The 12863-nt window shown below is 63.8% G+C and carries 9 protein-coding genes; all 9 read left to right on the top strand.

Features of this window, described 5'->3' with window-relative positions; genetic code table 11:
* Positions 1 to 112: 112 nt before the first annotated feature.
* Positions 113 to 757, top strand: a complete 645-nt coding sequence (locus tag J7367_RS18000) for a UDP-3-O-(3-hydroxymyristoyl)glucosamine N-acyltransferase (protein ID WP_209028964.1) — start codon at positions 113 to 115, stop codon at positions 755 to 757.
* On the top strand, positions 754 to 2277 hold the full coding sequence (locus tag J7367_RS18005) for an FkbM family methyltransferase (protein ID WP_057661801.1): 1524 nt from the start codon (positions 754 to 756) through the stop codon (positions 2275 to 2277). Before J7367_RS18000 ends, J7367_RS18005 begins: the two co-directional genes overlap by 4 nt.
* A gap of 36 nt (positions 2278 to 2313) precedes the next feature.
* Positions 2314 to 3684, top strand: a complete 1371-nt coding sequence (locus J7367_RS18010) for a polysaccharide pyruvyl transferase family protein (RefSeq protein ID WP_057661804.1) — start codon at positions 2314 to 2316, stop codon at positions 3682 to 3684.
* Positions 3685 to 3707: 23 nt separating this feature from the next.
* Positions 3708 to 7205 (top strand): glycosyltransferase, encoded by a 3498-nt coding sequence (locus J7367_RS18015; RefSeq protein WP_057661806.1) that lies wholly within the window; start codon positions 3708 to 3710, stop codon positions 7203 to 7205.
* A 557-nt stretch (positions 7206 to 7762) separates the two neighbouring features.
* On the top strand, positions 7763 to 8134 hold the full coding sequence (fliE, locus tag J7367_RS18020; protein WP_005918157.1) for a flagellar hook-basal body complex protein FliE: 372 nt from the start codon (positions 7763 to 7765) through the stop codon (positions 8132 to 8134).
* A gap of 13 nt (positions 8135 to 8147) precedes the next feature.
* A complete protein-coding gene (gene fliF / locus J7367_RS18025; protein ID WP_057661808.1) occupies positions 8148 to 9872 on the top strand; it encodes a flagellar basal-body MS-ring/collar protein FliF in 1725 nt (574 codons plus the stop codon).
* Between the two features lie 10 nt (positions 9873 to 9882).
* Positions 9883 to 10872: a flagellar motor switch protein FliG gene (gene fliG, locus J7367_RS18030; RefSeq protein WP_005918162.1), complete on the top strand. Its 990-nt coding sequence runs from the start codon at positions 9883 to 9885 to the stop codon at positions 10870 to 10872.
* On the top strand, positions 10869 to 11489 hold the full coding sequence (locus J7367_RS18035; RefSeq protein ID WP_005918165.1) for a FliH/SctL family protein: 621 nt from the start codon (positions 10869 to 10871) through the stop codon (positions 11487 to 11489). The genes fliG and J7367_RS18035 overlap by 4 nt, the downstream gene beginning before the upstream one ends.
* Complete coding sequence (locus J7367_RS18040) at positions 11486 to 12862, top strand: FliI/YscN family ATPase (RefSeq protein ID WP_057661810.1); 1377 nt, start codon at positions 11486 to 11488, stop codon at positions 12860 to 12862. Before J7367_RS18035 ends, J7367_RS18040 begins: the two co-directional genes overlap by 4 nt.
* Position 12863 lies beyond the last annotated feature (1 nt).

Below are 12863 nucleotides of genomic sequence, written 5' to 3' on the forward strand. Positions count from 1 at the left end.
CGGCGATGGGGAGCGTGCGTCTGTGAACCGGGAAATTCCCGCGGAAAGCGCCAGAAATGGCGAAATTCCGAAGTTCCAAAAGCCACTCTTCGGAACGACGCCACCTTCCGCCCTGTCAGGTCTCGTTGTTCAGACCTTCCCTAGGTGGATCATCGGAGGCAGCGAATACCTCGATCTGGCCTTTTACGCCTGGAAGCAAGTGCGTCAAGACGAGAAGGTCATCAAGATTGACGTGCCGCAGAATGCTGATCATGCGTTCGAGCTAGGTGTGCTGGATGGGTTGGATCCATCCGGCGGGGCCATGTTCGCTGCCTTTGACGAACGCTTCGGCAACTTCAAACGGATGGAACTGATGCAGGCGGCAATGGAGCGTGGCTTCAGGCTGGAGCCGTTCATACACCCCAGCGCCGCCATCGGCGCGGACACGGTCATCGGCTTGAACGCCTTCGTGGGTGCCAATGCTATCGTCGGGCACGGCTGCAAGATCGATTACAACACCGTCATCCATGCCGGAGTGCACCTTGGGCCTGCGTGTCGCATCAAATCCTCATGTTGGATAGAGAATGGTGTGCAAATCGGCGCGGGCGTCGAGATCGGCGGCAATAGCGTCCTGCGGACCGGCGCCATCGTACGCGCAGGCGTCAAAGTGGGCCGAAGCTGCGAACTTGGCTGGCCGCGTATTTACGACGAGGACGTGCCCACCAAAACCTATTTTGATATCCGCTACGACGCCCCGATTCACACCTACGATAGATGACCTTCATGCACTCGAAAATTGAGCAGCTTCGCCAACGCATTCTGCGTATCGCGGAGCAGGAACGTCCCGCACTCGACGATGTCATTGCGCGCCTGCCCGCGATTGCCGACCGCCCTGTTTTCCTGGTTGCTCCCGAGTCCTACGCAGGCATGGTGCATGGCCCTAGGGTCGTGGCCAACCTACGTCATGTAATTGCGGCGGTCGATGACCAAAGCACCCATCTGGATAACATCCACGGCGCGCCGCGCTGGAGCAGTCAGGAGTTTCTTGCGAATGCGGGCCAGTATCCCGATGCAGTCGCTATCGATTTCTCTTGTAGCCCGCGCGGCCGTGCGTTTGCCACCAATCTCTGCGCAGCTGCGCACATTGAACAGCTGAGCGTTGCACCTTCCGTGGATCCACTGATCCCGGATTTTGAGCAGCGCCCTCTGTTCCTCATCCAACCGCGCTCTGGCATTGGCAACATCTATGCTCCCCAGATCGTCCAACACCCCACACATGTCATCGCCGCCGTGGATGACAAGCCAAACGAAGGTGACACAGTACATCGCGTGCCGCGTTGGAGTTTGCGCCAGTTCGCTGAACAAGCTGCCCACTACCCCGGGGCACTGGCCATCGACTTCTCCTACAGCCCAGAAGAATCCGGCTTGGCTCGTACGCTCTGCGAGCAGGCAGGCATCGAGAGGGTGGATGCCTGCCTGGCCATTGCCCACTGTGGACTGGCAGCAGTGTACGAACCTGCCCAGGTGTACCGCCAGCGCACGCTTCTGCGCCTGGACGAGTTTTTGCGCCTTGCGGATCGCCTGGACGACGAATTCAGCATTTTTACGCTCTACAGCAACCTATTGTTTCGCCTGACCTACGATTCCAGCCTTCTGAGGGACTGCTGGGCCGCACCGATCAACGAATACTTTTCCACGTTCGCTGACAGCAGCACCTTCCAACTGGGAAAGCGCGAACATTTTTGTGATGGTGGCGCCTTCGAAGGCCCCATCGTCCGCAAGTTTCTGGACGCATCCCGCCATCAATACGAAAGCATCACAGCCTTCGAACCTGATCGCATCAACTTTCAGAAACTGCAGGGTGTCGCGAATGCCCACCCCTTTTTGCCTGGCAATCTCAAGGCCATCAACAAAGCCATCTCCAACGAACATACGACGTTGCGCTTCAAGGAGACCGGTACCGTCTCTAGCCATGTGTCCCAGGATGGCGAAATTTCGGTATCTACCACGCGCCTAGACGACGAACTTGAAAAACTGACGTTGCTGAAGCTTGACATCGAAGGATTTGAGGCCAGAGCACTGGAAGGCGCATCTCGCCTCATCCACACCCAGCGCCCCCGTATGGCTATTTGCGTATACCACTACGCCCAGGACTTGCTCGATATCGTGGAACAACTGGATAAATTGGTGGATGGTTACCACTTCCGACTGCGCCAGCACTCTCCTGCCCACTACTACGATCTTGTCCTGTATGCATCGCCCGTTGCCGGAGCCGAGCCGCCACCTTGGGCGAATTAAGCCAAGGAGCATTCATGACCCGGAAAATATAGAGAGATGACAGACGCCAGCAAGATGTTTCTTTTCAACTCAGCCCTTCCTGAATCTTTGGAGATCTCGGATTTCCTGAAGGGCATGGGGCCATCCCAAGCCAATATCAGAGGCCAGAATATCGGTAACGGCTACATCGCCTATGGTTTTTTGAAGGCGCTGTTCGGGCGCCCGGTGAAGCTTGACCACATTTCCAACGCATTCGAGGCAACGCTATCCGATCAAATTTCAGAAGAGATCAACGAACAATACTCGCATCTCGTCTGGACGATGAAGGATGATATTCGCGAGGATTTCTCGGACCTCCCTATTGATCGAATCACCCACTTTCTTGAAAAAATCAAGATCCCGATCGTGCCTGTAAGTCTTTGCGCAAACTCTTTCAATGGCTACGATCCGGGCTTGGCCGAGCGTCTGAGCCCCAATCAACGGCGACTTTTCTCCCTTCTTTCCGAAAAGTCCAAGCTGATTGGTGTACGCGGAAATTATTCCGCCGAGATTTTAAATAGCATCGGCATAAAGAACGTTAGAGTGATTGGCTGCCCGAGCTACTTTGAGAACGGACCCGCCCGGGTTTTACAGAAAAAGCCATGGGACCCGGATAAGGTCATCACTACAGCCACATTCTTCAATGCTGGACTGCCGCGAACATCCCATCTGCTGCAGGATGAACTTTATTTCATCAACTTGCTGTACCTTGAGAAAGCACTGCCGTCGACTTCCAACATCACAGCACAACCTTTCAACCTCAACGAAATACCTACATCCTTCCAACTACTGGCCAAGGCCATGGCTGGACGATTAGAATTTTTCTCGGATTACAGGCAGTGGACCGAGTTCTTCAAAAGTAACGACCATTGCCTTACGATTGGAACCCGACTTCACTCCGGAATCCTGTCGATCAATAGCGGCGTCCCCGCCATTGTGACCAATCCGGATTCCAGGGCCAGGGAAACTTGCGAATACCTCCGTATTCCTTATGAACCCACCATTCACAGCCGAAGCAACATCCGTGAAGTTTTCGAGAACCTTGACCTCTCGGAAATGAACAATGCTTACCCAGCTCTGCACAAGGAATTTCTTGATTTCCTCCACGCAGTCGGCCTTATGCCCTGCACCGCATCCTACGACATGCCGTGCTTTGAATTTCCGAATCTAAAGAAAAGCACTGGCTCCTCAGTTGCAGCTGAGCTACATGAAGCCTACACCGAACTCGTAGAGAATCTGGACCGCGAGCTTGTTGTGCGGAGAGAACACGGCGGAGAAACATCTCGACGTTTGGTAAATAAATTCCAACTGCTAAGACGGCGTTATCCTGGGCTGACACGCAAGGAGTATCTGGATTACCTCAGCCGGTTTTCGGGTGAAGCAAAGTGACACCGAATCTTGTCAGCATCGTCATGCCGACCTACAAGCCGCGCTATTTCGCGCAGGCGCTGGAGAGCGTGCTGACACAGACCTACCCGGCGTTGGAGTTGGTGATCTGCGACGACGATGCCGATGGCGCCATTGAGGCGGCGCTGGCGTCCAGGTTGGCGGGTGCGCCCTTCCCCATTCGCTACCACCGCAACACGCCGCGGCTTGGCGAGCTGGTCAGCACGATCAAGGGGATTGGCCTGGCGCAGGGCGAGTACATCAAGTTCCTGCATGACGACGATGTGCTGCAGCACGATTGCATTGCGCAGTTGGTCGAGGCGATCGAGCGCAACCCGGGCACAGCGATGGCTTCGTCGCGGCGGGTGCGCATCGATGACGACGGGCAACCGCTGCCGGACATTCTGGCCACCTGCTTCCCGTTTGCCGACGACGTGCTGATCGACGGGCCGGAGCTGGTGTCGTTTCTGGCCGACCACACCATCAATTTCATCGGTGAGCCGAGTTGCGTGCTCGCACGGCGTGCCGATCTGTTGGCGCTGGGCAATGAGCTCATGGCCTTGAACGGCAAGGCCATCCATTGGGTGGGCGATCTGGCGATCTACGTCAAGCTGCTGCGCCACGGCCACCTGGCGATGCTGGCCAGCCCGCTCACGCAGTTTCGGGTCTCCAGTGCGCAGTTCAGTCAGGGGGGGCGCGATCAGCCCGGTATCGGCGATCAGGGGCATGAAGACTTGCGCCAGGGCATCCGCCAGCTCGGCTGGCGACGCGAGACTGGCGACAATCGACAGGTGCGCGTGGCCCCGCTCAGTCCGCACAAGGCGCGCGTGTTCAAGCCGGTGGATCTGGTCAATGCGCTGATGCAAAGCGCCGGCATGGCCGAGCGCGTGTCGCCGACGACCTGGCTGGGCGTGCGCCACCCGAGCACGGTGCAACGTGCATTGATCCAGGCGCGCCTGCGGGCGCATTCCGGCGGACCGCGCATCGCGGTGCTGCTGGTCGACCGTCACGGCGATGCCGCAGCGGTCGCTGCAACGGGCGACAGCCTGGACGCGGTCGCTTGCTATCAACGGCATCGAACCTGGGTCATCAGCAGCTCGCCGCAGCAGGTTGCCGCGCACGGCGAGCGTGGCGTGCTGATCGGGGCGCACGGCCTGGCAGCAACGCTCAACCGGGTGATCGCCGCACAGGATGCGATCGATTGGGTGCTGCTGGTCGATGCCGGCACCCTGTTCACCGCCAGCGGGTTGATGATGCTGGCGCTGGAAATGCTGGCGTTACCCGACGACTGCCAGGCCGTCTACGCCGATGAAGTGATGGCGCTGGACAACGGACAGTTGGGGCTGGCGCTGCGGCCGGCGCTGTATCTGGACATGCTGTTGAGCGCACCGGCGACGCTTTCGCGGCACTGGGTGTTCCGGCACCGCACGCTGTTGGCAGATGGCGGCTTTCCCACCGGGCCCAGCGCGGCATTCGAGCTGGATTACCAGCTCGGCCTGATCGAGCGTTACGGGTTGGCCTGCATCCGTCATATGGCAGAACCCATCCTGATCGCATCGGCCACGCCGCAGCACGACGACGAGGACGAACGCCGGGCGATTGCGCGCCATCTCGCCGAACGCGGTTACGTGGACGCGGTGGTGCACAGCGCCGGTCCCGGCCGGCATGCAGTGGACTACCGCCATGCGCAGCAACCGCTGGTGAGCATCCTGGTGCTGGTCGATGGCCGGCTGCCGCAGGTGCAGCGCTGCCTGGAAAGCATTCTTGCCAAGACCAGCTATCCGCATTACGAGGTGTTGCTGCTGGATCGCGGCACCACCGAGGCGGATCTGCATGGCTGGCTGGGCGGCATCGAGAATCTGGGCATGCAGCAGATCCGCGTGCTGCGCTTTGCCGCCGAACCACCGCGTGAGGCGGTATGCAATGCCGCGGTGGAGCACGCACGTGGGGAGGTGTTGTTGTGGCTGGCAGCGGGTGCGGCGGTGATGAAGGCCGATTGGCTGGAGCAATTGCTCAACCACGCGCTGCGCCCGGAGGTCGGTGCGGTTGCGGGCAAGCTGCTGCGCGGCGACGGCACCGTGCATCACGCCGGACTGCTGCTGGGCCTGGGGGCACCTGCAGCGCGCGCGTTCGAAGGTGCGGCATTCGACGAATCGGGCTATCTGCAGCGCCTGCAACTGGACCAGAACTACAGCGCGCTGAGTGGCGAATGCCTGATGCTGCCGCGCCAGCTGTTTGTGGACGCCGGCGGCTTCGACCTGGAGCCGGCGCTGGCGCAGTGGAGCGATGTCGACCTGTGCCTGCGCTTGCAGCAGGCCGGCTATCTCAATGTCTTCGCGGCACGTGCGCAGCTGTTGATCGATCCGCCCGACACCACGCCCGCCACGGCACTCGACGAGGAAGCAATGTACGCGCGGTGGCTGCCGATGATGGCCAACGACCCGGCCTACAACCCGGGATTTTCGCTGGACCCCGGTGCCGGCTTCGCGCTGGCCGACCCGCGCGCGAGCTGGCGGCCGTTGCAGTCGTGGCGACCGCTGCCGAGCGTGATCGCGTTGCCGGCCGATATCGAAGGCTGCGGCCACTACCGGGTGATCCAGCCACTGCGCGCCTTGCGGGAGGCCGGAATCGCCGAAGGGGTATTGTTCAACGGCTACCTGGAGATCAGCGAGCTGGCGCGCCAGGATCCGGACGTGGTGATCCTGCAACGCCAGGTCGGCGAAGCGCGGCTGGACGCCATGCGTCGGATGAAGGCGTTGTCGCGCGCGTTCAAGGTGTACGAGCTGGACGATTACCTGCCCAACTTGCCGCTGAAGAACGCGCACCGCGAGCACATGCCCAAGGACATCCTGAAGACGGTGCGGCGCGGGCTCGGCATGGTGGACCGGTTTGTGGTTTCCACCCCTGCCCTGGCCGAGGCGTTCGCCGGGTTGCACAGCGATATCCGGGTGGCCGAAAACCGCCTGCCGCCGCATTGGTGGGAACATCTGCCGGCGCGAGGCGAGCGCCAGGGTGGCAAGCCGCGGGTGGGTTGGGCCGGCGGCGCCAGCCATACCGGCGATCTGGAACTGATCGCCGATGTAGTGCGGGAATTGGCCGACGAAGTGGAGTGGGTGTTCATGGGGATGTACCCATTCGCGCTGCGCCAGCACATCCATCACTTCCAGCCCGGCGTGCCGATCGACCGCTACCCGGCCGCGCTGGCAGCATTGGACCTGGATCTGGCGCTGGCACCGGTGGAGCAAAACCTGTTCAACGAGTGCAAGAGCAATCTGCGCCTGCTCGAATACGGGGCCTGCGGGTATCCGGTGATCGCCAGCGACGTGCGCTGCTACCAGGGCAGCCTGCCGGTGACGCTGGTGAAGAACCGCTACCGCGACTGGATCGGCGCCATTCGCGAACATCTGGCCGACCCGGACGCGTCAGCGGCGAAAGGCGCAGCGTTGCGCGAGGCGGTGCACCGCGACTGGATGTTGAGCGGCAGCCATCTGGATACCTGGCGCGCCGCCTGGTTGCCGGGCTAGCGCGGTTACGCTGGTTGTGACGGTGTTGCCCTCATCCGGCGCTGCGCGCCACCTTCTCCCGCTAGCGGGAGAAGGAACGCCTGGCTGCGCTTGATTCTCAGGGTGTACTGCAACTGACTATCCATCGGCTCCCTTCCCCCGCCTGCGGGGGAAGGTGCCCGAACGGCGGATGGGGGACGTGCGTCCGCACTCTGGCGCCGCATGAAGCATGCCCGGCTGCGCTTGATCTGTCGGTTGCACTGCAACTGCCCATCCATCGGCTCCCCCCCCCGCTTGCGGGGGAAGGTGCCCGAAGGGCGAGTGGGGGGCGTGCGTCCGCACTCTGGCGCCGCATGAAGCATGCCCGGCTGCGCTTGATCTGTCGGTTGCACTGCAACTGCCCATCCATCGGCTCCCTTCCCCCGCTTGCGGGGGAAGGTGCCCGAAGGGCGGATGGGGGCCATCACGCTGCGCCCGACCACGACAGGCGCGACAGAGACGTACCCGCGCCGAAATCCCGGCGCCTTTTCGGCACGCCGCTTGCATTGGTGTCACTGCCTCCCTGGCTGACCGCACCCATGAGCGACTCCGTTACCTCCATCCTCTCGCAGATCCGCAGCTACCAGACGCAGATGGGCCAAGGCTCGATGGGCGCGGTAGGCGATGCGGCGCGTGGCAACCAGATCCAGGGACTGGCCGGCACGCAGGGGACACCGGCGACGCAGGCGCCGAGCTTCAGCGAGACCTTGCGCGGCGCCATCGGCGGCGTCAACGAGGCCCAGCAGAAGGCCGGCGCGCTGTCCAAAGCATTCGAAATGGGCGACCCCAATGCCGATCTGGCACGGGTCATGGTCGCCTCCCAGCAGTCCCAGGTGGCCTTCCGCGCCACCGTGGAAGTCCGCAACCGTCTCGTCCAGGCTTATCAGGACGTCATGAACATGCCGCTGTAAAGGTTGACGACACATGGCACTCGCGATCAGTAAAGAAAACATGAACCAGAACGCCGAAAAGGCGGGGCAATGGTTCGACCGTGTCCGCAGCCTGCAGATCACCCGCAAGCTGACCATGATGGCGATGATCGCCCTGGCGGTCGCGGCCGGTCTGGCGGTGTTCTTCTGGTCGCAGAAGCCTGGCTACCAATCGCTGCACACCGGCCTGGACGAAAAGGGCAATGCCGAAGCGGCCGACCTGCTGCGCACCGCGCAGATTCCCTACAAGATCGACCAGGGCACCGGCGCCATTTCGGTGCCGCAGGACCGTCTGTACGACGCCCGCCTCAAGCTGGCCGGCTCCGGCCTCACCGGCAAGGAAACCGGCGGCGGCTTCGAACTGATGGAAAAGGACCCGGGCTTCGGCGTCAGCCAGTTCGTGGAAAACGCCCGCTACCAGCACGCGCTGGAAACCGAACTCTCGCGCACCATCGGCACCCTGCGCCCGGTGCGCGAGGCCCGTGTGCACCTGGCCATTCCCAAGCCCAGCGCCTTCACCCGCCAGCGCGATGTGGCCAGCGCCTCGGTGGTGCTGGAACTGCGCGGCGGCCAGGGCCTGGAGCGCAACCAGGTCGATGCCATCGTCAATCTGGTGGCCTCCAGCATTCCGGACATGACCCCCGAACGCGTCACCGTGGTCGACCAGAGCGGCCGCATGCTCTCCATCGCCGACCCCAACAGCGATGCGGCCCAGCACGCTGCCCAGTTCGAACAGGTGCGCCGCCAGGAAAGCTCCTACAACCAGCGCATCCGCGAACTGCTGGAGCCGATGACCGGCCCGGGCCGGGTCAATCCGGAAACCAGCGTGGACATGGATTTCTCGGTGGTCGAAGAGGCCCGCGAGCTCTACAACGGCGAGCCGGCCAAGCTGCGCAGCGAGCAGGTCAGCGACACCAGCACCAGCGCTACCGGCCCGCAGGGCCCTCCGGGCGCCACCAGCAATAGCCCCGGCCAGCCGCCGGCACCGGCAGTCGCCGGCGCGCCAGGCACTCCGGCAGCCGCCAACGGCCAGGCCGCCGCCCCGGCCACGCCGACCGAAAGTTCCAAGAGCGCCACCCGTAACTACGAATTGGACCGAACCTTGCAACACACCCGCCAGCCGGCCGGTCGCATCAAGCGCGTCTCGGTGGCGGTGCTGCTGGACAACGTCCCGCGCCCCGGCGCCAAAGGCAAGATGGTCGAACAGCCGCTCACCGCTGCCGAGCTCACCCGTATCGAAGGCCTGGTCAAGCAGGCAGTGGGTTTCGACGCGGCACGCGGCGACACGGTGTCGGTGATGAATGCCCCGTTCGTGCGCGAAGCGGTGGCTGGTGAAGAAGGTCCGAAGTGGTGGGAAGATCCGCGCGTGCAGAACGGTCTGCGCCTGCTGGTCGGTGCGGTGGTGGTGCTGGCGCTGCTGTTCGGTGTGGTGCGCCCCACCCTGCGTCAGCTCACCGGCGTGACCGCGGTCAAGGACAAGCAAGGCAAGGCTGGCAAGGATGGCACTCCACAGAGCGCCGACGTGCGGATGGTCGACGAAGACGACGACCTGATGCCACGCCTGGAAGAAGACACCGCGCAGATCGGTCAGGACAAAAAGACCCCGATCGCTCTGCCAGACGCCTACGAAGAGCGCATGCGCCTGGCGCGCGAGGCCGTCAAAGCCGATTCAAAACGTGTCGCACAAGTCGTGAAGGGATGGGTCGCCAGTGAAGCCTGATACACAACCGATGACCGGAGTCCAGCGCGCCGCGGTGCTGTTGCTGTCGCTGGGTGAGAGCGACGCGGCCGAAGTGCTCAAGCACATGGATCCCAAGGAGGTGCAGAAGATCGGCATCGCCATGGCCACCATGACCGGCATCTCGCGCGACCAGGTCGAAAAGGTGATGGACGAGTTCAACGGCGAACTGGCGGGCAAGACCTCGCTGGGCGTGGGCGCCGACGACTACATCCGCAACGTGCTGATCCAGGCGCTGGGCGCCGACAAGGCCGGTGGCCTGATCGACCGCATCCTGCTGGGCCGCAACACCACCGGCCTGGATACCTTGAAGTGGATGGACCCGCGTGCGGTTGCCGACCTGGTGCGCAACGAACACCCGCAGATCATTGCCATCGTCATGGCGCATCTGGACAGCGACCAGGCCGCCGAGGCGCTGAAGCTGCTGCCCGAGCGCACCCGCGCCGACGTGCTGCTGCGCATCGCCACCCTGGACGGCATTCCGCCGAACGCGCTGAGCGAGCTCAACGACATCATGGAGCGTCAATTCGCCGGCAACCAGAACCTGAAATCGTCCAACGTGGGCGGCATCAAGGTGGCGGCCAACATCCTCAACTTCCTGGACACCGGCGCCGACCAGGGCGTGCTGGGCGAGATCGGCAAGATCGACGCCGACCTGGCCGGCAAGATCCAGGACCTGATGTTCGTGTTCGACAACCTGGTGGACCTGGACGACCGTGGCCTGCAGACGCTGCTGCGCGAGGTTTCCGGCGAGCGCCTGGGCCTGGCCTTGCGCGGCGCCGACGTCAAGGTGCGCGAGAAGATCACCCGCAACATGTCCCAGCGCGCGGCCGAAATCCTGCTCGAGGACATGGAAGCGCGCGGCCCGGTGCGCCTTGCCGACGTGGAAGCGGCGCAGAAGGAAATCCTCACCATCGTCCGCCGCCTGGCTGACGAGGGCGCCATCAGCCTGGGCGGCGCCGGTGCGGAGGCCATGGTATGAATGAGGTGGTCACCCGCTGGCTGGCCCCGGACCTGCAGCTTGCCCCGGCCCTGCCCGAACCGGACTACGAAGAACCTGCCATGCTCGAGCCGGTGCTGCGCCCGCCGACCCTGGAAGAGATCCAGGCCATCGAAGATGCCGCCCAGCACGAGGGTTTCGCGCGCGGGCATGCCGAAGGCTTCGCCCAGGGCCAGTCGGAAGTGCGCCGGCTCACCGCGCAGATCGACGGCATCCTGGACAACTTCACCCGCCCGCTGGCGCGGCTGGAAAACGAAGTGGTCGGCGCGCTCGGCGAATTGGCCGTACGCATCGCCGGCCAGCTGGTCGGCCGTGCCTATCAGGCCGACCCGCAGCTGCTGGCCGACCTGGTCGGCGAGGCGGTCGATGCGGTTGGCGGCGCCGGCCGCGAAGTCGAAGTCCGCCTTCACCCGGACGACATCACCGCGCTGCTGCCGCATCTGGCGCCCAGCAGCACCACCCGGGTGGCCCCGGACATGAGCCTGAGCCGCGGCGATCTGCGTGTGCATGCCGAAAGCGTGCGCATCGACGGCACCCTGGACGCGCGCCTGCGGGCTGCGCTGGAGACGGTCATGCGCAAATCCGGAGCGGGTCTGTGAGCGCCCTGTTCGGCGCCACCCCGGCCGATTGGCTGGATGCACGCAATCTGCGCCTGGCCACGCGGCTGGGCACCCTCGGCCTGGAGCCCACCGCCGGCCGCACCCTGATCCGCGAAGGCATCCTGCGCCGCGCGGTCGGCCTGACCCTGGAAGCGACCGGCTGCGAAGCGCCGATGGGCGCCACCTGCAAGGTCGAGGTCGATGGCGGCTGGGTCGATGCCGAAGTGGTCGGCTTCGCCGGCGATCGGACCTACCTGATGCCCAGCGCCGAACTGCATGGCCTGCTGCCGAATGCGCGGGTGGTGCCCTCGCGGCGCCGCGGCGGCGTGGAAGTGGGCGAAGGCCTGCTCGGCCGCGTCATCGACAGCGATGGCACCCCGCTGGACGGCAAGGGCCCGATCCGCGCCGAAGGCAGCATCGGCATGGCTGGCGTGTCGATCAACCCGCTGGCGCGCGAGCCCATCACCACCTCGCTGGACGTCGGCGTGCGCGCCATCAACGCCATGCTGCCGATCGGCCGCGGCCAGCGCGTGGGCCTGTTCGCCGGCTCCGGTGTCGGTAAATCGACGCTGCTGGGCATGATGACCCGCTTCACCTCGGCCGACGTCATCGTGGTCGGGCTGATCGGCGAACGTGGCCGCGAAGTACGCGATTTCGTCGAAACCACCCTGGGCGAAGAAGGCCTGCGCCGCGCCGTGGTCGTGGCCGCGCCGGCCGACCGCCCGCCATTGGCACGCCTGCATGGCGCCTACCGCGCTACCGCCATCGCCGAATGGTTCCGCGACCAGGGCCTGAACGTGCTGCTGCTGATGGATTCGCTGACCCGCTTCGCCCAGGCGCAGCGCGAGATCGGCCTGTCGGTCGGCGAGCCGCCGACCACCCGCGGCTACCCGCCGTCGGTGTTCGCCAAATTGCCGGCGCTGGTGGAGCGTGCCGGCAACGGCGCCAAGGGCCGCGGTTCGATCACCGCCTTCTACACCGTGCTGACCGAAGGCGATGACCCGCAGGACCCGATCGCCGACGCCGCCCGCGCCATTCTCGACGGCCATATCCTGCTCTCGCGTCGGGTTGCCGACAGCGGCCTGTATCCGGCCATCGACCTGGAATCCTCGGTCAGCCGCGTGGTGCAGGACATCGCCGACGACACCTGGCGCCTGCGTATCCGCAAGCTCAAGCGGCTGCTCTCGGCCTACACCGCCAACCGCGACCTGATCGCCATCGGCGCCTACCAGCGCGGCAGCGACCCGGCCACCGACGAAGCATTGGCGCGTTGGCCGGAAATCGTCGAATTCCTCGGCCAGGACGTGCACAAGGCCTCGCTGCTGAGCGACAGCCTGTCCGCCCTGCAACAACTGGTCGAACCCGAGAACTAAT

Origin of the sequence: Xanthomonas sp. D-36-1 (assembly GCF_017746155.1) — a bacterium.
Taxonomy (GTDB): domain Bacteria; phylum Pseudomonadota; class Gammaproteobacteria; order Xanthomonadales; family Xanthomonadaceae; genus Xanthomonas; species Xanthomonas cissicola.